The organism is Shewanella sp. 10N.7 (assembly GCF_020806285.1).
In the GTDB taxonomy this organism is placed as follows: Bacteria; Pseudomonadota; Gammaproteobacteria; order Enterobacterales; family Shewanellaceae; genus Shewanella; species Shewanella electrodiphila.
Map to the genome: position 1 here is coordinate 1 of NZ_JAJGZS010000011.1, position 22,496 is coordinate 22,496.

Annotated in this window: 24 protein-coding genes and 1 riboswitch; of the genes, 12 read left to right on the forward strand and 12 right to left on the reverse strand. The window is 41.0% G+C overall.

The window, feature by feature from the left end:
• Positions 1-123: 123 nt before the first annotated feature.
• From LMH66_RS08710 to LMH66_RS08755, 10 genes are all read left to right on the forward strand, one after another.
• A complete protein-coding gene (locus LMH66_RS08710; RefSeq protein ID WP_102526139.1) occupies positions 124-408 on the forward strand; it encodes a J domain-containing protein in 285 nt (94 codons plus the stop codon).
• A gap of 7 nt (positions 409-415) precedes the next feature.
• Positions 416-952 (forward strand): cold adaptation protein AtcA, encoded by a 537-nt coding sequence (atcA, locus tag LMH66_RS08715; protein ID WP_102526138.1) that lies wholly within the window; start codon positions 416-418, stop codon positions 950-952.
• Positions 952-1,710 (forward strand): cold adaptation protein AtcB, encoded by a 759-nt coding sequence (atcB, locus tag LMH66_RS08720; RefSeq protein ID WP_229369344.1) that lies wholly within the window; start codon positions 952-954, stop codon positions 1,708-1,710. Before atcA ends, atcB begins: the two co-directional genes overlap by 1 nt.
• 12 nt (positions 1,711-1,722) lie before the next feature.
• Complete coding sequence (gene atcC / locus LMH66_RS08725; RefSeq protein ID WP_102526136.1) at positions 1,723-2,622, forward strand: cold adaptation protein AtcC; 900 nt, start codon at positions 1,723-1,725, stop codon at positions 2,620-2,622.
• A 265-nt stretch (positions 2,623-2,887) separates the two neighbouring features.
• A complete protein-coding gene (locus tag LMH66_RS08730; protein WP_229369346.1) occupies positions 2,888-4,195 on the forward strand; it encodes an ABC1 kinase family protein in 1,308 nt (435 codons plus the stop codon).
• Between the two features lie 182 nt (positions 4,196-4,377).
• The gene (gene bla, locus LMH66_RS08735) at positions 4,378-5,193 is read left to right on the forward strand and encodes a subclass B1 metallo-beta-lactamase (RefSeq protein WP_229369347.1); all 816 of its coding nucleotides are present in this window, start codon (positions 4,378-4,380) and stop codon (positions 5,191-5,193) included.
• 105 nt (positions 5,194-5,298) lie between these two features.
• The gene (locus LMH66_RS08740; protein WP_102526133.1) at positions 5,299-5,679 is read left to right on the forward strand and encodes a VOC family protein; all 381 of its coding nucleotides are present in this window, start codon (positions 5,299-5,301) and stop codon (positions 5,677-5,679) included.
• Between the two features lie 423 nt (positions 5,680-6,102).
• Positions 6,103-7,815 carry an RluA family pseudouridine synthase gene (locus tag LMH66_RS08745; protein WP_229369349.1) on the forward strand — a complete coding sequence of 571 codons (1,713 nt, stop codon included), beginning with the start codon at positions 6,103-6,105 and terminating at the stop codon, positions 7,813-7,815.
• A 262-nt stretch (positions 7,816-8,077) separates the two neighbouring features.
• Entirely contained in the window at positions 8,078-8,497 is a 420-nt protein-coding gene (locus LMH66_RS08750) for a DUF4339 domain-containing protein (RefSeq protein ID WP_229369350.1), read from the forward strand.
• An 82-nt stretch (positions 8,498-8,579) separates the two neighbouring features.
• On the forward strand, positions 8,580-9,632 hold the full coding sequence (locus LMH66_RS08755) for a DUF4339 domain-containing protein (RefSeq protein ID WP_229369352.1): 1,053 nt from the start codon (positions 8,580-8,582) through the stop codon (positions 9,630-9,632).
• Between the two features lie 187 nt (positions 9,633-9,819).
• Here LMH66_RS08755 and LMH66_RS08760 read toward each other — a convergent pair whose 3' ends face one another.
• From LMH66_RS08760 to LMH66_RS08770, 3 genes are all read right to left on the reverse strand, one after another.
• The gene (locus LMH66_RS08760; RefSeq protein ID WP_102526129.1) at positions 9,820-10,104 is read right to left on the reverse strand and encodes a hypothetical protein; all 285 of its coding nucleotides are present in this window, start codon (positions 10,102-10,104) and stop codon (positions 9,820-9,822) included.
• Positions 10,105-10,338: 234 nt separating this feature from the next.
• Positions 10,339-10,812 carry a Cys-tRNA(Pro) deacylase gene (gene ybaK, locus LMH66_RS08765; protein ID WP_229369354.1) on the reverse strand — a complete coding sequence of 158 codons (474 nt, stop codon included), beginning with the start codon at positions 10,810-10,812 and terminating at the stop codon, positions 10,339-10,341.
• Between the two features lie 2 nt (positions 10,813-10,814).
• Positions 10,815-11,195 carry a VOC family protein gene (locus LMH66_RS08770; RefSeq protein WP_229369358.1) on the reverse strand — a complete coding sequence of 127 codons (381 nt, stop codon included), beginning with the start codon at positions 11,193-11,195 and terminating at the stop codon, positions 10,815-10,817.
• A gap of 154 nt (positions 11,196-11,349) precedes the next feature.
• Between LMH66_RS08770 and LMH66_RS08775 the strand changes: the two genes are divergently transcribed.
• Both LMH66_RS08775 and LMH66_RS08780 read left to right on the forward strand, forming a co-directional pair.
• Positions 11,350-12,411, forward strand: a complete 1,062-nt coding sequence (locus LMH66_RS08775; RefSeq protein WP_229369360.1) for a hypothetical protein — start codon at positions 11,350-11,352, stop codon at positions 12,409-12,411.
• A gap of 19 nt (positions 12,412-12,430) precedes the next feature.
• Entirely contained in the window at positions 12,431-13,000 is a 570-nt protein-coding gene (locus LMH66_RS08780; RefSeq protein WP_229369362.1) for a LemA family protein, read from the forward strand.
• A gap of 87 nt (positions 13,001-13,087) precedes the next feature.
• On the opposite strand, the gene LMH66_RS08785 is transcribed toward LMH66_RS08780, so the two are convergent.
• The 9 genes from LMH66_RS08785 to LMH66_RS08825 all read right to left on the reverse strand — a co-directional run bounded on the left by LMH66_RS08785 (position 13,088) and on the right by LMH66_RS08825 (position 22,190).
• The gene (locus LMH66_RS08785) at positions 13,088-13,723 is read right to left on the reverse strand and encodes a Type 1 glutamine amidotransferase-like domain-containing protein (RefSeq protein ID WP_229369363.1); all 636 of its coding nucleotides are present in this window, start codon (positions 13,721-13,723) and stop codon (positions 13,088-13,090) included.
• Between the two features lie 127 nt (positions 13,724-13,850).
• A complete protein-coding gene (gene cobO / locus LMH66_RS08790; RefSeq protein ID WP_229369364.1) occupies positions 13,851-14,486 on the reverse strand; it encodes a cob(I)yrinic acid a,c-diamide adenosyltransferase in 636 nt (211 codons plus the stop codon).
• A complete protein-coding gene (locus LMH66_RS08795) occupies positions 14,483-16,138 on the reverse strand; it encodes a cobyric acid synthase (RefSeq protein ID WP_229369491.1) in 1,656 nt (551 codons plus the stop codon). The genes cobO and LMH66_RS08795 overlap by 4 nt, the downstream gene beginning before the upstream one ends.
• A 208-nt stretch (positions 16,139-16,346) precedes the next feature.
• Positions 16,347-16,955 (reverse strand): bifunctional adenosylcobinamide kinase/adenosylcobinamide-phosphate guanylyltransferase, encoded by a 609-nt coding sequence (gene cobU / locus LMH66_RS08800; RefSeq protein ID WP_229369366.1) that lies wholly within the window; start codon positions 16,953-16,955, stop codon positions 16,347-16,349.
• Positions 16,955-17,731: an adenosylcobinamide-GDP ribazoletransferase gene (locus tag LMH66_RS08805; protein WP_153914458.1), complete on the reverse strand. Its 777-nt coding sequence runs from the start codon at positions 17,729-17,731 to the stop codon at positions 16,955-16,957. The genes cobU and LMH66_RS08805 overlap by 1 nt, the downstream gene beginning before the upstream one ends.
• Positions 17,732-17,803: 72 nt before the next feature.
• Positions 17,804-18,871 carry a nicotinate-nucleotide--dimethylbenzimidazole phosphoribosyltransferase gene (cobT, locus tag LMH66_RS08810; RefSeq protein WP_420709412.1) on the reverse strand — a complete coding sequence of 356 codons (1,068 nt, stop codon included), beginning with the start codon at positions 18,869-18,871 and terminating at the stop codon, positions 17,804-17,806.
• Between the two features lie 4 nt (positions 18,872-18,875).
• On the reverse strand, positions 18,876-19,988 hold the full coding sequence (locus LMH66_RS08815; protein ID WP_229369370.1) for a FecCD family ABC transporter permease: 1,113 nt from the start codon (positions 19,986-19,988) through the stop codon (positions 18,876-18,878).
• Positions 19,985-20,815: an ABC transporter ATP-binding protein gene (locus tag LMH66_RS08820; protein ID WP_229369371.1), complete on the reverse strand. Its 831-nt coding sequence runs from the start codon at positions 20,813-20,815 to the stop codon at positions 19,985-19,987. The genes LMH66_RS08815 and LMH66_RS08820 overlap by 4 nt, the downstream gene beginning before the upstream one ends.
• 134 nt (positions 20,816-20,949) lie before the next feature.
• Positions 20,950-21,144: riboswitch (cobalamin riboswitch) on the reverse strand.
• A 149-nt stretch (positions 21,145-21,293) separates the two neighbouring features.
• Entirely contained in the window at positions 21,294-22,190 is an 897-nt protein-coding gene (locus LMH66_RS08825) for a histidine phosphatase family protein (RefSeq protein WP_229369372.1), read from the reverse strand.
• Positions 22,191-22,496: the final 306 nt, after the last annotated feature.

Consider the following 22,496-nt stretch of genomic DNA (forward strand, 5'->3'; position numbering starts at 1 on the left):
GCATCTTGGCACTATTTGCCTTGCTGACTTTGCATCTTGAAGTATCATGGGTATACAACCAAATAATCATAATTTAATGGATTAGCATCAGTCTATCCAAGTTCATATGCCATAGGTAAAAATATGATTAACCACTTCACAGTCCTCGGTGTTAAAGCCAGTGCCAAAGAAGACGAAATAAAAAAAGCCTATAAACGTTTATCAAATAAGTTACACCCCGATAAACTGATTAATGCTTCAGAAGAAGAAAAACATCTTGCAGCGCAGCAGTTGCATCGGGTCAAAAATGCCTATGATGTTTTGTCTGATAAAAAATTAAGAACTGCCTTTATTAAAGATTTTAATAATGTCATCGTGACCAATCCTACAGCGGCAATGACCGAGCTGTGGGACCAATTTTATTCTTGAGAAACCCATGAGCAAACCACTTAATATCTCACGTATTAATGAGTTAAAAAATAATGCCTATGACAATATCGAGTCGTATAACGATCCCGATAGCCCTGAAGCATTAGCCAAATTTACTGACTCAATGAAAGCGATCTTATTAGCGGATCCTTCGATGCTTGCCGCTGTGCCAGAATACTTACCTGTGGCGCTATTCAATCGAGTTCGCTTTTCAGATGCTGCCAAAACCAAGTGGGCAACATGGATTGATACTGCGACGATGCCGTCGTGGGATGAGTTTAAAGTAACGATTCAATTTAATAATGATGATGTGCCTTTAGTGCTGGCAGTACGCAAGTATAGTGAAGAATTACTGATTGAGAGCTGCGCTGTGGTGTACTTACTTAACACCCAAGATAATGTGGTAGCGCCGAGTAAATCATTCAGTAGTGCTTCAGACTCAGATTCATCTGACGACGGTTATGATCCATACAATGATGATGGTGATTATGACGACAGCGATGAAGAAGGCTATTACGATCAATATGATGACGAGGAGCGGTAATGAACAACCTTATTGAACTCACAGCAGCAGAGATTAAAGAACTTGCCGATGTCGAGCCGCAACAAGCCAGTAAGCGCTTTGAAATTATTGCTAATACCATGTCGGATGATCAACTGGTTGATGTTATTGAGCACATGGATATTGTGACCTTAACGCAAATTAACAGTCACCATGATATTTCATGTCCATCAATCATGTCTGAGTTGATGTCGCCAGAACAAATCCGTGACATCGTTTGTCAGCAGCCACTGTATTGGGAAGAGCAAATTAAAACCAATGCCGATGAGCTCATGCACCATACATTTGAGTTTCTGACTTACCTCATTCGTATTCAGGGAACAGAAGAAAAGCAAACCGCTATTTTAGAATGTATTGCTGAAGATCCAGCTGGATTATTCTACTTGTCAATTCCGTTTATTGAGCTAATCCTTGCACCATCTGGCGAGCAAGATGGTAATTCGATTTACGAGAGTTTCGATGATGAAGATGATGGCGAAACTGTAGGCTACAGTAACTGGCAGGCAGATGAAGAAGCTCACAGCTTAGCGATGGACGACCCACGCAGCTTATTCGCTCTGATTAAACAACTTGCACCTAGTGTGGCTTCATCAATTAAGAACTTGCTACGTAATGAAAGTTCTGGCTGGGAGCAAATCATCGGTAAATTCGTTAATGAGCTTGTTCTACAAGCGAAAGAGAAAAACGAAGTAGCTGATGAATACGCTGAAGTCGATGACATGTTTACTTTTCTTGATTAAGGAATCGACTTAATGCAATTAGCATTACGTGATAATAACCAAGGTCCCTATTTTAGTCGTGTACTTGAATATGGACGTGCAGAAGAACGCTTAACCGATGAACATGTGACTCAAATAAAATCCAAAGCGATTTTAATGAGTTTGAAACTGGCAGATAAGTTTTATAACAAACACAAAATGCATTTGCTTGAGCATGCCGCTCACGATGTCATTGGTGTCGTAAGTATAGGACTTATTGCGCTAACAGGTGAAGAACCTGTCGCTTCAGTCGCTTTACTGCAAACGCCCGATGGCGTACTTAAGTGTTTTCAAAAAGGCTGGAGCATGCTGACAACTGTCAGTAAACACATGCACGGAAGTGATAATTCGCTTTACGGTGGTATCAATCAGCTCTTGTTAGAGAAAATCTCTACTCCACCCGATACTGAAGAATGGTTAGGCTGGCAAGATTATCAAACAGCGCTGAAAGATCATCAAAACCAAGAAGCCACTAAGGTTTTATTAGAAACCTTTTACGCTAAAGTGGAGCTTGATCCTTTATTTAGCTTGGGCTTAGAAAGCGTATTAGCTGAAGCCGTTTTGTACCGCATTATGTTTGATGACGCCAGAGTGCGTGAAGACATGAAAAAGCGTTTACGCAAAATTGAATTAGATGAAAAATGGTTCAGTGTTGATACGATTACGCTCCATACTGAGCGTGCGCTAAGTCATTTACCCGACGCTTTAGCACAAACCATTCGCGAAGACTTAGGTAAGCATTTCTATAAAGAATTATTGCGTACCCTCAAGTTTGCCAAGAAATATCGCGAACTAGCTCTTGATGATGCAAGCCCTGAAAAGCTTGAACGATATGAGCAAAAGCATGGCATGCAAGGTGTACTTTTAGGCTGGCAAGATACTATTGAATTCTAGCGATTGAGTTCTAGAAATTGAATTCTAGCTATCAAATGCTAACTTCGGAAATCAGCTAATTACTGACACAAATATTAAGGACAACGAAGCTAACTTCGTTGTCCTTTTTTATTGCGTATTCAATTTGCCGAAAGTATCTCACTCACTATCAGGTTGATCTAAATCCAGTTAACCACGTATTCTTAATAAGCCGTATTATTGAAGCAGATGAATGAAGAATGAGTCTTCAGCAGTACCTCACTTTCCTTCAAAATGAGTTGTCACTATGAGTAAAGAAGTAGCCAAAGTTCCAAGTAGTCGTTTTTCCAGACTGAGTAAAATGGGTGGTCTTGCCTCACGTTTAGCTGGAAATGTATTGCTGGAAGGGGCAAAGCAGCTCAGTAAAGGCCAATCACCTAAACTTCAAGAACTGGTTCTTACGCCTAAAAATATTTCTCAAGTAGCAGAAAAGCTCGCCCAACTTCGCGGCGCTGCGATGAAAGTCGGCCAAATGATTTCAATGGACACTGGGGACTTATTACCCGCAGAATTAAGTGAAATCATGGCAAGGCTGCGTGATGATGCTAAAGCCATGCCTCATAAACAATTGGTCGAAATACTCAAACAACAATGGGGAAATGATTGGTTATCGCCATTTGCCCAATTTGAACTGCGCCCTTTTGCCGCGGCATCAATTGGCCAAGTGCATCTTGCTTATTTAGATTCAGGGGAAAAGCTAGCGGTTAAAATCCAGTATCCTGGCATTAAAGACAGTATTAATAGCGATATTGATAATGTCGCTACCTTACTAAAAGTCGCCCAGTTGATTCCAGACCATGTGCAATTTGATAAATTACTCACAGAAGCAAAAGCTCAACTGCATCATGAAGCCGACTATGAATACGAAGCTCGCCTTTTAACGCAATACCAGCAATGGGTTGCGGGTAATGAACAATTTATTGTACCTAGAATCTATCAGTCATTAAGCACGGACAGTATTTTAGTCATGGAGTTTATCGAAGGTGAAGCCATTGAAAATGTCGCTAAGCTTGAGCAAAGCATTAGGGACAATGTCGCCACCCAATTATTGGCACTATTTCTAGACGAGCTATTCGAGTTCAAGCTAGTACAAACAGATCCTAACTTTGCCAATTTTATGTACCAAAGCCAAAGTGACAAGATTGTATTACTGGACTTTGGTGCCACTCGTTCAATATCAGATGACCTGTCTGCAGGTTACCGAAAACTCATGCAAGGGGCGATGACCAGTGACAAAGCATTAATGACACAAGCGGCCTCAGACATCGGTTTCTTTCAAAAAAATATCACCATAGAGCAGCAACAACTGATCGTTGATATTTTCCACCAAGCCTGTGAACCATTGCGATGCGACGGAGAGTATGACTTTGAAACCAGTAACCTTGCAAAACGCGTCACTGATGCCGCTAAATCAATGAGTACCAAGCCAGATGAATGGCATACGCCACCTACTGATGCAATTTTTGTTCATCGGAAATTAGCCGGAATATACTTACTAGCCTCACGCATAAAAGCAAAAGTTAACGTTCAAAAGCTGTTTTTAAAACATCAATGAACAGGTGACCGAATGCAACTGACAAGTGCAGCAAACGAGTGAAGCTAACAATTGCAGCAAACAAGTGCAGCTTTTGAGTTAAGTCTAATGGCAAAATAACAAGGTTTAATACCGACAAGATATTCTAATCTGCGTAAATTATGGCAGTATTAAACACGACCTTTCATCATTTGAGTATTTTTATGTTCAACCGAACCACTCGCAAATCTATTAACTGGTTACTTATTTCACTTTGCTTCAGCGCTTGTTTAACCACGACATTGTTGTCAATGTCAGCCAAAGCAAACTCAAAGGCAGAGGCAGGGAAAGAAGCAGAAAAGCCTTCCTTGCAAGTTAAAGGCGAGTTAAGCATTACCCCTTTATCAGACACATTGTTTGTCCACGAATCCTTTATGCAAACCCAGCAATACGGATTTGTCGGCTCTAACGGACTCATTTTAATTGATGATAACAAAGCCTATTTAATCGATACCCCATGGAGTGAGGCTGATACGATCAAACTAGTCAGTTGGATTGAAAATCAAGGCTTTACTTTAGCGGCCAGCGTATCAACGCACTCACATGAAGATCGCACTGCGGGGGTGGATTACTTAAACCGAATCGGCGTGACAACCTATGCATCTGAACATACGAATAAACTCCTTAAACAAGCAGGCAAACCTACCACCACAAATAGCTTTAAAGCAGGTCAATTCGACTTTGTAGAGTCTAAAGTCGAAGTCTATTTTGTCGGTGCGGGTCACACGGTTGATAACTTGGTAGTCTGGTTTCCTCAATCCAAATTGCTATATGGTGGCTGCTTGGTCAAAAGCCTTAGTAGTAAAAGCTTAGGGTATTACGGTGAAGCAGACTTAGACGCTTGGCCATTCTCAATTAAGCAATTACAAACACAATTTACAGATACCGACAGAGTGCTTCCTGGCCATGGACAAATGGGAGATAAACAACTCCTCAGCCATACTATTTCACTGCTTGAGCAACACGCAGAACAGCACTAAGACAGCGTTTACAACAAATATAGTAATATAAACAATGTATAAAAAATAAATAACCCCTCTGGATTTCATAAAATCCAAATTGATAAAATACACGGAGAGTTAACTATGTTCAGTCACGTTATGATTGGCGCCAACGACATCGACACATCAAAGGCGTTTTACGATGCCACTTTAGCAGCATTAGGTCACGCACCAGGTACGATTGATCCGAAAGGGCGTTGCTTTTATGTCACTGAAACAGGTGTCTTTGCGTTAACTAAGCCTATCAATGGTGAAAGCTCAAGCCATGGTAATGGCACCACAGTTGGTTTCTCGGCTGCGAATGAAGAACAAGCACTTGCATGGCATGCTGCAGGGCTTGCTAATGGTGGCGTCACCTGTGAAGAATTGCCAGGTTATCGAGAATCACCAATGGGGCCACTATTTCTAGGTTACTTACGCGATCCCGCAGGTAACAAAATTTGTGTACTTTACCGCCCTAAATAACACCTGATTTATATCAATAGAATAAAGCCGTGACTCCACGGCTTTATTCTAGCTTCTCTTTAGCTAAACGTCTCTAGCTAACGTTTCTTGCTTACGTCTCTTGCTAACATCACTAGCTAACGTTTCTTTAATCCAACATCTATTCTAGTTAGCAGCACTAGTTAGCAGCACTAACGCCATTACAAACCTGCGCTTGAAAGATCTTTTCTTAAGCCGCGACTAATGCCTTTTGACATCAATCAAGGTAAACTTATGCAGCGTAATAATTAACAAGATAATTTGCCATAATCGAGCGATTAAAAGGCTTACAAAGCCATCTGTGTTCGTTTTAATGATTAACAATGGCTTTATCCATAATGTTATATCCCTACTCTTGCTACTTAGATTAGCTAATCAACAGTAAAACGGTTAAGGCTTTCCTTCATGTCACAATTCGATCCTCTTTTTAATCAGTTCAATGAATCGATTGCTGATATTCCTTTACCAGACAAATTTACTTTCCCGTTTTATTATCAGCCTCACCCTCTTGCTGTCATGGCTGCTGAGCAATTACAGCGCCACCTTACTCAGCAAACAGACTGGGCACATAACTTTGGTTTTGAAGATAAAACAGATTCGCCTCAACAGCGACAAAAGACAAAACTAAAGCCTGTTGGTAAAATGTTTGGTGTATTGGTCGTTAAAAACAACCAAGGAAAAATAGGTTTTTTAGCTGGTTTTTCAGGGAAAATTGCCGAACAAAATATCTTGCCCCATTTTGTTCCGCCAGTGTTCGACATGCTAAGTAGTGATAGCTTCTTTAAGCGTGAGTATGAAGAAATAAACCAAATAAGCCATAAACTAAAAGCGCTAGAATCAAATCCTCAATTAACCGAATTTGAGCAAACTTATACCAGCGTAAAATTAGCAGCCGAACAACAAATAGCTCAACATCGCGAGTTGATGATTGAGAACCGAAAAGCGCGTAAAGCAAAACGTAACAACTTAATTGGCCTAACTGATTCTGAGCAAACCGTATTATCCATTGAGATGAGTAGGCAAAGCGTTAACGATAAGCATCAGCTAAATGCATTAAAACGTGAATCCGATACTAACATTGCTCAAGCTCAACAACGACTCAATGAATTAACCAATCAAATTGATACATTGAGGCTGCAACGCAAACAAGTTTCAAATGCACTGCAGCAAAAATTATTTGCTCAATATCAATTCTTAAATATCAAAGGTGAGTGTCGCGACTTAAGTGATATTTTCCAAGACGCACCGAATCATCAACCGCCTGCTGCTGCGGGTGAATGCGCGGCGCCTAAGTTACTCCAGTATGCATTTAAGCACCAATTAACTCCTATTGTAATGGCTGAATTTTGGTGGGGAATATCGCCAAAATCAGAGATCAAACAACACCAAAACTATTACCCTTCATGTCACGGTAAGTGCCGTCCTATATTGGGTCATATGCTTGATGGTATGAACGTAGATGAAAACCCCTTACTGACGAATCCAGCAGAAGGGGTTGAGCTGCCAATTGTTTATCAAGATGACTACATCGCCGTCGTCAATAAACCAGCAGAGTTTTTGTCAGTGCCAGGAAAAAACATCAGCGACTCTGTTTTTAGCCGAATGAAACAAAGGTTTCCACAAGCGACTGGGCCTTTGATCGTGCATCGCCTCGATATGTCGACTTCAGGATTAATGGTTATCGCACTGTCTAAAGAAGCGAATAAACATTTAGTTCAGCAGTTTATTAACCGAACGGTGACTAAACGTTATATTGCAAAAATTGACGGTGTGTTAACAGAAGAAAGTGGCACTATCAGCTTACCTCTTAGGGTGGACTTAGATGATAGGCCAAAGCAGCTGGTATGCTATGAACACGGTAAGCATGCTGAAACATTTTGGCAGAAAGTCGCTATCGAGAACGGCACTAGTTTGGTACACCTTTACCCAAAAACAGGGCGAACCCATCAATTAAGAGTTCATTGTGCGCATCATAACGGATTACATATGCCAATTTTAGGTGATGATTTGTATGGTAAAACAGAAAAGCGCTTACATTTACACGCCCAGTTTTTATCACTTAACCACCCACACTCCAATCAGCCAATGACATTCGAAGTAAACGCCAACTTCGAATAAAACAACCGTTTCAAACAGCCATTTAAATAGTCAAAAAAATGGCTGCCCTATCTGAGTGCAAAAACTTGTAAAATTAACTATTTCTAAGTAGATATGTTAATCAATATAAGTTAATGTAACCAGTTCGTATGATATGCGGTTTTATAAACAATAACCCTGCGAGCTGACGTTTTCCTTCGTTGTATTTTTGAAATCACCAAAAGCTGTTGATTGTATTCATAAAAACATTAGCTTACTACACTATTAAGGATAAGAGTGGACTATGAAAGAGTGGTATTTCTCAAATAATGGTGAAATCAGTGGACCTTTGGGCTTAGCTGATTCCAATAAATTTATCGCATCAAATCCTGATGTCTATGCTTGGCACCCGTCTTACGCACAATGGGTACCAGTGAGTCATGTAGAAGAATTTGACATCATTGTGTCTCCGCCACCGCCTCCTGCGGAGATCCCACAGCAGTTGATTGAACGTTTTACTGCAAAAGAACGTGAACTCAATTCTGCTTTAGGTCGAATTGATAACACACTAAAAACGATTAATTCTTCAATGTCAGATATTGGACGAGATTCGAGCCGTTACAAAGCCACGACCAAAGAATTGAACGAAAAAGTAGAAGCGACGCTTCGTAGCGTTAATGAACAATATGCTGCCCTTCAGAAAACACTTTCAGGTGTAGGTTAAGTTAAGTTTTACCCGACTTAAATACTTAATAATCTGAGTAGCATATGACAATTGTTGTTAACTAAATAAAAAGAATACGACTATGAAAAAATGGTATTTTTCCAAAAATGGTCAAGTAACAGGGCCGTTAAACGAAGTTGAAGCAAAAGAATTCTTATTGAAAGATGGTGACTGTTACGGTTGGCATCCTTCTTTTACACAATGGAAGCCGGTAAGTTGCATTAAAGAATTTGCCCACATTGTGCCAGCAATGGTTCCACCAGCATTGATTCCTCAAGCATTAATTGAAGAATTTGCAGCCAAAGAAAAGGCACTACAAGTAAAAGTCGCTAGCATGGAAGAAAGCGTACTGTCTACCAAAGGTGTTCTGGTTGAATTCGAACAAGAAATCAATACATACAAAAAATTAACCATCAATTTAACTGATGAAGTTAAATCAAACATTGATCCTTTTGAAAGTAAATACAACACTTTCAAAGGTTCATTTGATGAGTTGATTTCAGCGCTATCGATTGCCAAAACTGAAGTGAATGAAGTCTCTACTGACTTCAATCAACGCGTTGCAAAACAAAACGCTGAGAACACTAACACTATAAGTGCACCAACGGTTGCACCAGTGGCTGCTCCTTCGCCTGCTAAAGCAGACAATGGAAGCATATCGCCAGACAACGTGTCTGAAATCAGCAACCAGATCCAAAAAGCACTTGCAGAAAGCATGCTTAAATCTGCTGAAGAAGACAACGCAGTTGCAGAGTTAACAGCTGCTAAAACGGTTAGTGCGACTAAAAGCCTTGACCCTGTGGCAGTCGCCCCTAAAAAACCTAAACCGAAAATTGATAAAATTGAATTTTCTGAAGATATCTCTGAAGACAAAGCTGATGATACAGCCGGAACTACTGGCGGTGTAACAAGTATCATTAAGTCTGTCTTCAAGGGGGACACTAAGAGAAATGAAAAAAAGTCCGAAACGCCGGATGATGTAGATCAACTGGCGGCGAGTACAGAAGAAAAAACGACAGCTAAAACTGACCAATCTGCGGATTCAGCAAATGATGGAACAGCAGAGGAAACTGAAGAAGAAAAAGAAGGTCGTATGAGACGTCGTAGAAGACGCACTCATTACATTGCCTCTTAAAAATTGGCTTCTTAAGAATTGGCTTCTTAATTGTCTCTTCAAAGTAGCGTTTTAATACGTTGTAGTAATCGTACTCGTGCAGAAATCTGTGTTTGAAAGTCAAACTGATGTATAGATTAAACAAAAAGGCTTATCTTGCGATAAGCCTTTTTTGATGTCTAAAGCTGATACATATACTAACTAGCAATCAATTAACCACTATCACGCCATCTGACTCAGTTACTGTGCTCGCATCTGCTCTATCAATAATTTTAATCAGGGCCGTTTGAATTACTTCATCTTGCCTTGCATCAGCAGTGCTTTTAAATTTTTCCTGCTGCGCTTCAGCACCTTCCTCAAATATAAACTCAACCACAACCTCTTCGGCAATATCAGCTGTTTTTCCCTGATAGATAATATTGATCAGTGGGTAGCCTTTAAAGCCAGCTTTGACTTTCTTGGCGATTCTTTTTTTAGACTTATCTAAATTCATATTTATTTCCTGAGGAATGCATACTGTAATGACAATGGCTTAGTTCAGCTTAATCAACTCATTAATCAAACTAAGCAGCAAGATGTTAAACAAAGTTCACTTATAGACTTAATAACATATGGGACAATAATCTGATAGTGATTAATTTCGCTTATGATACTCAACAAGAATTAAACATGAACACTTAAACACAATCGTTAATAACTAATGAGTTATTCATTAACGGGCAAGCGCTTACCTTACCTCAGCAATCGACGCAAAAACACCCTGGGTTAACACTAATAAGTCTTGCGCAGATAAGCCGATTTCTAGTCCTCTTTTTCCTGCACTCACAAAGATTTGTGCTTGGTGTTCAGCAGATTGATCAATCACTGTCCTGAGGCGTTTCTTTTGCGCTAATGGACTGACCCCACCTAATACATAACCCGTGGTTTTCTCAACAAGTGCTTTGTCAGCCATCAGCACTTTTTTAACCCCTAAGGTTTTAGCAAGAAACTTCAAGTTAAGCATTCCAAGTACCGGTACAACAGCCACGACTAACTCTTTGGTGTCTAGCTGAACAACAAGGGTTTTAAATACTTTCTCTGCTGGCAGCTTTAACTTGTCAAGTGCTTCATTTCCATATGATGCCACTGCTGGGTCGTGGTGATATGACAGCACTTGATGGAGTACCTGGTTCTTTTTCGCTAGATTAATCGCTGGTGTCATTATCAGTTAGCCTTAGCAATTTCATCATAATCAAAGCTGGTAATCTCATAAGGATTTCCATCGGGATCGCTAAAGTAAATCGACCAGGTAATTTGATGATCGCTTACATTAAATTGAACCTCATTATCGCTTAACTTTTGTTGCCAAAGGCTGAAATTATTGGCATCGACACCAAAGGCGACGGTAGTGCGTTTAGCAGCACTTGATTCAAATAGCGCCAGATGTAAATCATCATGGGCAATGACTAAAGGGCCATTATCTACCGCCCAAAAAGATAAAGGTGCTACAGGTTCAAAGCCCATTACCTCTTGATACCAAGTTAACGCTTTCGCTCTATCTTCAACGTAAATATGGATATGATCAAAACGGTGTAACTTAGCCATAAAGCTCCCTTTAAAAATAATTAACGACATCACTAGATATCAGTATCAATCTGTTTCAATTTATTGACTCATTTATCAAATTTATATAAAACAGCACTTTACACTATAAATTTGCCTTGTAATATAACCCTGTCAATTTAAACAAGGACGTACAATGTCATCAGAGCCTGTCGCAGATGTTAACAATGAGTCTAGTGAGAAACCCGCTAACAATAAGGCATTAAGCACTTTTTTGAAGCAGCTTAAATCCCAAGTGATTCATTCTCAATCTATTGATGTCGTTAAAGAGGCACTAGATAGTGCTATCGCTTATCCAAATCAATTATCTTATAAGAATAGCAACATACTTATCGCAGGGTTAATCGCCCTTTTATCAGCCGTTTTTTATTGGTTTTATCTTGAGCAACAGGGAAGCTATTATCGCTATTCTGAACTTGATTTTGGCATTTTTATTATTTGCATTGTCGGTCTAATATCAGCGCTAGCAATATACTTTTCACGCCGTACGAAACTTAAAAAAGTCTCCACACTCATAAGAGATGAAACCCTTAAGCATCTGTATAATATGCGTAGTTGCGACGCTGCTTTTCTCAATAATGCAGAAAATAAATTTGTCGACTTTAACCGAGGAAATCACTCGCAAGATGTTGAGTGGGGCAAAGAAATTGACTTTCACTCAGATAATGGTCTAATCCGCGCCAGTGTGGTTTATCATCATTATGTCGACAGAAGAACTGAGACCTATACTGAATCAGATGGTAAAGGCGGTACGCGCACTCGCACCAGAACTGTCTATGACCATTACTATCGTCAAGGTGTAATATTTCCCCCAATTAATAAGACCACTCATTTAGTGTTAAGTGAATCAAGATTATCCAAACAATGGCAACAAAGCTTTATGCCAGCTTCTAGAGAGTTTGAAAAGTCCTTTCGCGTGCAAGCAGATTCTCAGTTTGACGCGGCAAAATTTCTTGAACCTGTTGTCGTGATTGCTTGTGAGCAACTTAGCCGTAAACTCAAAAATGTAACAATCGAATTTGCACATGATGGCAGTTTATTGATTAATCAGCACAACACTAATTTACTTAATCCCGAAATGGAATATGACATCACAACACCTGAGAAATTCAAACAAGAGTTGCTAAATGACACATCACTGTTCACAGTGAACAGTATCTTTGGCTTCGTTAATCAACTTATTAAGCACACAACTTAAGCTTCATAGAGGAAAAATCATGGACATGTCTTATATTTTCTTAGCGGTAATTATCCTTGGCGCGATCATTATTTTCAGTATTTATAATGCCATTGTTAAAGAGCATAATGCCGTTCAGCGTGGTTGGGCTGACGTATTAACTCAAGAAAGGCAACGTAGCAGAATTATTCCAGAATTAGATAGAGTGTTACAAGAGCATAAAGACTATGAAATGGAGTTACTACCGAGGATTACTGCACTACGTAAAGGGATAAACGCACTCCAAGACAATAACATCGACACTAAGCTACAAAGTGATGTTGATAAAGCCTCACAGGAGCTGATTAAAGGTATTAATGTCGCGGTTGAAGCCTATCCAGAACTTAAAGCATCAGAGTCTTTCTCAAAGTTCATGAGTGAGATTACAGAACAAGAAGAAAATGTCGGTGCAGCAGTTCGTATCTTTAACCAAAACGTGGCTAATTTTAATAACTGTATTCAAGCTTTCCCGAATAATATGGTTAACGGTATGTTCAATAAAAAGCAGGTCATTGAAGTCTTTACTGACAGCAAAGCCCAGGCTGCTTTTGAATATAAGCCAAAGTTCTAGCTAGCATTGCACCTTGTAGTAAGCACGGGGCTTAAATTGACTCATTTAAGCCCTTTATTAATTTAAAGTTTTGATGATAATAAAAACTTATTTTAGCCAAATGGGTGTACCGAACGTTTGTTGCTTATTTCCATTAATAACCACAGCATCGGTGTCTTTACAAAGCAATAACTCATTGTCGCTTTGCAACTTAAATATCTCTATTTCTGACAGATTACTAATGGGTTCACTCACATGAGGAACCATTAAAAATGACACTAAATGTAAGCCTCTAGTATCAGTTAAACCGACTGTATTTTGATCGCCACACAGTATTGCTGAATCAATGCTCGGCGTCATTATCATTGCCCCTGCACTCACCCCAACTATAGCTGTACCTTCTTCAGCAAGACACCTTAATTGCTTATCAATACCGCGTTGCTTTAACCCAGTTAAAAAACGGTAAGTATCACCACCAGATAGATGAATTAAACCTGCTTTTTCTAATAGTGTTGACGCATTAGCCTGAAAATCATCCTCGAGCTCGATATAGTCAACCTGCTTAAAACCTAGTTGCTGATACATAATCTTAATAGGAGTAAAATACACTCGCTTAGGATCTGGCTGAGACGCAATATAAATCACCGGTAACGACAACAAATCCTTTGATAAGTTACCAATAAAAAATGTTAGTGCATTCATCGCTTCTAAGGAAGCTGTATTACTTAGTAGTACAAGGTTCATTGTCCATTAACGTCCTGTTAAATTGATTAAACTCGTTTTCATTCTCGTTGTGAATTATCTACTATTAAGCCAAGCTGCTACTTCTGAATCTTTAGCATCAACGTTCATATCAACCCAGAACACAGTCTTAATAATCAAAACCCAGTTGGGCTTTTATACCATCGTTAAAGGCATGTTTGATGGGTTGTACTTCACTAACCGTATCTGCAAGTTCGATGATTTCACGGTGACACGCACGGCCTGTAATAATAACGTGCTGCATTTTAGGACGATTCTTTAGCGCCTCTACAACACGTGCTAATTCAATATATTTATAGGTCACCATGTAGGTTAACTCATCAAGTAACACCATATTAATAGATTCATCTTTGAGTAACTTTTCAGCGTCTAGCCAAGCGGACTCAGCTGCAGCAACGTCCTTCTCTCTATCTTGAGTTTCCCAGGTAAAACCTGTGCCCATGACATAAAACTCAACACCCACTTTTTCAAGTAAGTTACGTTCGCCGCACTCCCAGCCACCCTTGATAAACTGAACCACTGCAGCTTTTTGTCCATGGCCAACACAACGGGTTACCGCGCCAAAACCGGATGTTGATTTTCCTTTACCGTTACCTGTCAGCACCAATAAAATACCCTTCTCTTCTTGAGCCGCTGCAATTTTTGCATCTACGCCTTCTTTGAGTTTTTGCTGGCGCGCTTTATGACGCTCAGCTTTAGTATCTGCTGCTTCATTGTTATCTAGGTTATTGTCAGACTGTGTCATGCAAGACTTCCTGTTAATTTGTCCATATCAAGATGCGCTTCTAGCACATCAGCTAATCTATCTAATTGCTGCTCTCTTATCTGATTGATATCCACCGTTTGAGCCTGTGCTAACCCTGCCCAGGTTAATATCAATTGGCACGCTCTTGGGCTATCGAACAGCCCATGAACATAAGTGCCCAAAATTTGGTTATCTGCGGTTACACAACCTTCTGAATAGGCTTGACCTGCAACGGCTGTGGCTGCGGTTGTAGTTGTGGATTTGGTCGTGGTTTTAGTTGTAGTTTTAGTTGCCGTTTCAGTTTTGGCTGCATCGTCAATTCCAGTATTATCTTGCGACTGCAAAGATAAAGGCTGACTATCATTTGGATTAATGAACTCGCTTTGCCCACAGTGGATTTCATAGCCATTGACACTAGCCAGCTGGCCATCCAAGGTTAATTCTCCACTGACCTGTTTAAGGGTTTTATGCTCGCTAAGCACGGTCGTCATGTTAATTAATCCTAGGCCGTTACTGCTACCAGCGACATCTTCAATACCATTTGGGTCGTCAATCTGCACGCCTAACATCTGATAGCCGCCGCATACGCCAACGACTTTACCGCCATAACGTAAGTGCCGATTGACTGCTTTATCCCAGCCTTGATCACACATAAAAGCTAAATCGGCGCGGACATTTTTACTGCCAGGAAGAATAATAAGATCGGCACTTGGAAACAGCTTATTACTCGCTTGGGTTTGCATACTCACATATTGAAAGTCCACATAAGGGTTTAATCTCAGAGGGTCAAAGTCGGTATGATTGCTTATTCGTGGAAACACTAATACCAGCACTTTAATTTTCTGTTGCGCTTGCAACTGATTCGAAGAGCTTGGCGAAGACTCATCAGTAGATAAGTCTGAATTAGGAGCATCAACGGAAGCATTAGGAGCATCAACCAGGGCATCTTCTGCATCAAGATGTAAATCATGTAGGTAAGGTAAAACGCCTAACACAGGTTTATTGGTATAACTTTCTAGCCAATCAATGCCTGACTGTAACAAGCTAATATCACCTCTAAAGCGATTAATCACAAAGCCTTTAACTCTCGCTTGCTCAGACAAACTTAATAACGCTAATGTACCAACTAGGTGAGCAAATACGCCGCCTTTATCAATATCAGCGATAATAATCACTGGGCAATCTACTGCTTCAGCAAAGCCCATATTAGCAATATCGCCTTCGCGTAAATTAATTTCTGCAGGGCTGCCTGCACCTTCAACAATAACCATTTCATACTGAGAAGTTAGCCGTTCAAACGACTGCAATACCGCGTTCATTGCAACCGACTTATAGTTACGGCTTTCTGGTCCGAAAAAGGCTTTGGCTTCAAGTGTGGATAGCGCTTTACCGTGGATAATAATTTGCGCGCCCGTATCTGAACTTGGCTTAAGTAACACTGGATTAAAGTCGGTATGAGGCTCAAGGTAGCAACCCACAGCTTGCAGCGCCTGAGCGCGACCAATCTCACCACCATCACTTGTCACAGCACTGTTTAATGCCATATTCTGTGGTTTAAATGGCGCGACTTTAGTGCCCTTTCTGGCAAATAGTCGACACAAGCCAGCCACTAAGGTGCTTTTACCAGCATCTGAAGTTGTACCTTGCACCATTAAGGTTGAGGCAGCCCCAGCCTGATAACTATGATCAGTAACATCATTACTAAACTCGCTAATGACTTTTTCGTCTTCAGCCAGGGTTGAGTTTTCTCGATTGCTCATTGATGCCAATCATCCTTCATGCTTTGCTGTTTATGATGCATTTATTACCAATAATTCAACGTCGATAGGCAATAAGTTGGGGATTTTTTTTAATAACAGTTTATTTAAGCGCTAATGGCAAACCCGCGACCACTAAAGTCACTTTGTCAGCTTGCTCGGCAATAGCTTGATTTAGCCAACCTGCTTCATCGGCAAAACGACGTGTGAGTTCACCTAATGGCACAATGCCAGAACCCACTTCGTTACTGATAAAAATGATATGACCTTTGAGCTGTGGTAAAGCGTTAAGCAAAGCAATTTTTTGTTGCTGCCACAAATCATCTACACCATTGCGGTGGGTTTCTTCGCTAGCAACTAAATGGTTGGTTAAATAAAGCGTTAAGCAATCAACCAGAATGACCTTATCATCAGCACTTTGTTCCATGAGGGTGGATGCTAATGCCAGTGGCGACTCAATCAATAACCAATTCACTTTAGCATCAACACGGTCTTGTTGGTGACGTGCAATACGTTGACTCATTTCTTCATCTAGTGCAGTTGCTGTGGCGATATAAATACAACTGGGGCTTTGCGCTGAACATTGCTCAGAAACCTGTTCAGAAACCTGTTCAGAAACCTGTTCAGAAACCTGCTCAGCATACGTTGCCGCTAAGGTTTCTCCATAACGACTTTTGCCTGAACGAGCGCCGCCTAAAACAAGATGGATCATTAATTCAATCCTATGGTTAACATGATGCAGTAACACATCAGTTCACTAATTTGTTGAGCCGCACCTAAGGTATCGCCTGTGTATCCACCAATTTGACGATTGAATCCCCAAATCAATAATTGTCTAAGCGCAACTAATGCCAGCAACAACACAAATGCAACAAGGCCATTTAAACAGGCTAAAACGGCAAATCCACTAAGACATAAAATCAATAAATCATTAATGTGTTGATGCTGAGCTAAGGGCTTTGATTTGCTGCCATCGTCTTCTGTGACATATTGCTCAGAGAAAATCATGCTTGCGGCAACGACTCGACTTAAAGAATGTGCCACAATCAGCGCAATTGCCGCTTTTAGTGGACTATAAAGTGCAATTTCAACCAATAGTTGCCACTTTAACAGTAAGGTTAAACCCACTGCCAAGGTGCCATAAGTGCCAATGCGGGAGTCTTTCATGATCTTTAATTTGTCAGCAACTTTCCAGCCACCACCAAAACCATCTGCGGTATCTGCTAAGCCGTCTTCATGAAAACCACCAGTAATTAATACGCTAGCAATTATCGCTAAGATCACCGCAACACTGTTTGGCAATATAAATTGGCTGAGCCAAAATACCGCAGCACTCAACACGCCAACAATGACTCCGACGACGCCAAAGTAACGGCTAGCTTTATTGAGCTTATCGCTATCAAACTCTACCCATGCAGGAATAGGAATTCGAGTAAAAAAACTCATTGCAATAAGCAGTAAGTTTAGTTGTTTCCTGAACCAGCCCATATTGAAATATGAGCCGATATCTGACCCCTGAGACATTCTCTAATCCTTGATAGCGTTAATGTTAATAGCAGCCTAAACCACATTGCTCACACCAGCATTTTCAAAGCTGGCCATATCATTATAAAAATTAACAGCTGATTGAATAATCGGTAACGCCAGTGCTGCGCCAGTGCCTTCGCCGAGTCTTAGGCCTAGAGATAAAATCGGTTGAGCATCTAACGCTTGCAGCATTTTCACATGGCCTTGCTCATCTGATTGATGGGCAAAAATTAAATAACCTCGGGCATCTGGGTGCAGTGCTACCGCAGCTAATGCTGCTGCAGTCGCGATAAAGCCATCAATGACCACCAGCATTCTCTTTTCAGCCGCAGCTAAAATAGCCCCAGTCATTTGCACAATTTCAAAGCCGCCCAAACAAGCCAAAACATTAACCGGATCATTAAGATTATTACGATGTAGGTTCATCGCCACAGTTAATAACTCGGTTTTTAATGCAAACGCTTCATCATTAATACCCGTACCTCGGCCAACACAATCTTTAATATCTAATTTCAATAAAGCTGCCATGACTGCAGCGGCAGATGATGTATTGCCAATACCCATTTCACCTAAAGCAATTAAATTACATCCTGAATCATAATGGCGCTGCACCACTTCATTGGCATAACTAAAACCATCTTTAACCGACAATAAGCTCATCGCAGGCTTTTGATGAATCGCTTTTGTGCCTGAGCCGAGTCGATGATTAGTCACACTTGGATGGTCACTTGGGGTGAGCATCCCGCAATCAATCACTTCAAGGTTTAAGCCCATTTGACGACAAAAGACATTAATTGCCGCGCCGCCGGAGGCAAAGTTTGCCACCATTTGTTTAGTCACTTCACTCGGTGCAATAGACACCCCGTGAGCTGCAATACCATGGTCCCCTGCAAACACTAACATTGCAGGCTCTTTAATCGACAATTTGTGTCTGCCATTAAATTGTTTGGCAAACTGCACTTGTGCAATTTGCTTTGCCAAGGTTTCTAAAAGACCTAGCGCGCCCAAAGGCTTAGTTTTTTGGTTTATTTTATGTTGGATCTGCTCATCGATATGATGGTTAACCGGATCTACTGCAAACATTTTTATACTCCAAAACAGCGTCTTAACGACGATGGCGTAAAACAAATAGGAAGAACACACTACCAATAGCAGCCGTAATAATCCCAACAGGTAATTCTTGGTTAGCCAGTAAGCAACGGGCGAGTACATCTATCCACACCATAAATAATCCACCGACAAGTGCGGTAATTAAAATAGGCTGCTGCCCAGGGAAAAGTAGCCTAACAGTATGGGGGATCATTAACCCCACAAAGCCAATACCGCCGCAACTTGCCACGAGTACGGCGGTGATTAATGAACACAATACCAACATATACAAACGCAGCTTGGCGACATTTACCCCCAATGAGTGGGCACTTTCATCGCCAGCCTGTATCGCGATAACTTGACGCTTAAATGCCAATATAATCAATATACTGGCTGATACCACCACAGCGGGTATCACCAGACCTTGCCAACTTGCTTTGGCAAAACTGCCTAAGCTCCAAAACAGCACTGACGCCGCAGCTTGCGGGCTAGAAAAATACAAGACTAAACTGGTCAGTGCGCCAAACATGAATGAAGTAGCAACACCGGATAACAGCATTCTTTCAACTTGGCTTGCGCGGCCAAAACCCGATAAAGACAACACCAATAACACTGAAAAACACGCACCAATAAATGCCCCTATGGGCAAACTGAGTGATGACCATGACCACCAGGCATCATGACTAAACCAGCCAGAACGCAGTATCGCCTCGGCTAAGTGGCTACCAGACTCCGACAACCATTGCTGCACTAATCCTTGGCTACCAAAAAAACTCAGCACCAATACTGCGCCAAAAGAGGCACCTGAACTTATACCAAATAAATAGGGATCTGCTAACGGATTTCGCGTGACAGTTTGCAACACACTGCCCGCGAGCGCTAAACCTGCGCCAGCAATAAAGGCTAATGCAATTCGAGGTAAACGTAACTCAAACACAATTCGTTGCGTTAAGGCATTAGTGCTGTCAGCGTCAGCGCCCAAAAACGGTGAGGTAAATAAGCCAAGTACTTGCTCAAAACTAATGTTTGCAGCGCCAAAGCTTGATGCTGCAATCGGCGTCATTAGGGTTAATAATGCGGTCGCAAAAATTAATAGCTTATATTTCATCGATGATGCAGCTAGGGTCATAAACTTGCCTCTGCTTCATCATCTTTACTATGACCACCACTTTGATAGCCATAAAAATAGGTAATCAACGGCTTGCCGTGTTGAGGGTGTTTGGACACTTGGCAACATACCCCGAATACATCACCAATAATGGCTTCAGTTAACACTTCATCTGGTAAACCTTGCGCAATGCACTTGCCTGCATTTAACAGTATTAAGCGATCGCACACAGCACTGGCTAAATTCAAATCATGAATAGAAGCAATCACACTGATCCCAAGTTGCCTAACTAGCTCTAAAATTTGGATTTGATAACGAATATCTAAATGATTGGTCGGTTCATCAAGAATCAGCAGCTGAGGTTTTTGCACAATCGCACGGGCAATTAATGCCCGTTGTTTTTCGCCACCTGATAACTGCTCATATTGCTGCTTGGCCTTTAATTGTAAACCAACTTTGGTAAGTGCATCGGCAATATCTTGTTTATCCGACAGAGAATCACTTTCAAACAAGCCTTTATGGGGCGTTAACCCCATTGCGACTATTTGCTCTGTGGTCATTTCAAAATAGTGCGGAGTTTCTTGCTGAACGACTGCCACTTGAGTAGCCAGTTGCTTTTGGCTAAAGCCATTAATGTTACGGCCAAAAAGCTTCACATTGCCTTGCTCTGGGGTGATATAACGATAAAGACAACGCAGTAAGCTCGACTTACCGGCCCCATTGGGGCCAATCAGTCCAAGCATTTCTCCCTGATTTTGGTTAAAGCTGACGCGAGAAAGGATCTGGTTATCATCAGCAGACCAACTGAGGAGTTCAACGTTTAACGCTGAAGGGATATCTGCACTCATATCTTTGTCGCCTTAGCGATAACGCCTGCAGCGCTAGTGATAAAAAATGCATTAATACCTGATAAGGAAAATGAACGAATAAATAACATTAACACTCCGCCTAAGTCACCCGCTTAGGTTGCATAACGCTGTTAAACAGCAAATAAAATAACGCTAGGTATCTGACTTAGTGGGCAAACGAACAAGCTAGCTTGCTATTTAATGCCACATCACAGTTGCGGGTACAGTTCATGCTAATCATCATAAGTAACTTATGAATGCCATGATTCCCTATTCATTTACTGGCTATCGAGTTTTACTAACGACAAAGCAGTAAATTAACGTTATTACATTTTAAACAAACAGTGATTATTAAGTGCTTGGCTTGCAAGCGGTTAAACTGTTCTCGCACTATTGTACGATATATCTCACCGAGTTTATGACCTTTTAACGATAATCTTTTGGTGATTTAGCTGCTCAAGTTTTGCAGGTGATTAATTTAACTCGGCCAATGTAATCGGTAGACGGGTTTACTGGCCGCAGGTCTTGTCATTGATTGCGTCGATTCAATTTCAGAAGCACTGTTAACCGCCTGTTTAGTTACTGCCTGTTCTGGCCAATAAACATCAATCACCACTGTGGCGCCGTAATCTATCGCCAGCTGTGAATACAAATCAGCGCATTGATCAAGCCCTAAAATATGACTCATGATGCAGCGGATCACGCCGCCATGGGTGACAATCAAAGCAGTTGCTTTCTCATTCCCTGTAGCTGTGCCATTATCAAAGTCAATATCAGAATCAGAATCAGTCTCAGGCGATGAAGCAAGGCTTGATTCACCTGAAACCTGCCCCTTTAATTGCTTCAAACTTGATAACTGAGCCGCAAGTTGACCAGACACCTCGGCGAGCCCATTAGTGACTCTGGCTTCAAACTCAAGCATCGTTTCGCCATTAGGTGGTGTATGCAGCCAAGGGTTAGTCCAATAGCTATCTACAGCTTGGCCGTCATGTTGGTATAAAGCATCAAACGTTTGCCCATCCCAATCACCAAAATCTACTTCTTGAAATTGCGGCATCTGTATTACTTCAGCTAACAAGCTGGTTTGGCAATCAACCTCTCGCTTGTTAACAGGTTCATTAGCATTAAGTTGTTGGCTGAAGCTGCGGTTTTGATTTATATCAGCGACTAAATTTTGGGCAAATTGCTGGCAGCGTATTAAAGGAGAGCTGTATATAGTTAGCGGAGCAGCTTGCAAAGCCCCGCCCAATTTTTTTACGCTAGCCTCCATGGTAGCCACGCCCAAAGGCGTAAGCGCAACATCGGTTTTACCACGTAAAATATTGCCACCTTCGCACTGACCATGACGCAGTAATATCATTTTGGCTTGTTGCATATTAACGCTTCACCCTTGTTTCGTTTCGTTCAGTTCAACTCAGTTCAGTTCAGTGCAACTCAATTCAGTGCAACTCAGCTCAATTCACTCAGCTCCGTGCCTTCATTCTGTTTCGAGCCTTCATTCAGTTCAAGTATACACTCAGCTAACAGCCAGCCAATATCAAGCGTAAATCATTCACTTCTGACGATTATAAAGATTTCATAGACACTGAATTTAATCTAGCGTCCAGCTTACTTGTGTAATGCGCTTGCTCTTACAATCTATTTAAACGTATTATGGACGTCTATACGTTTAAATGTCCAA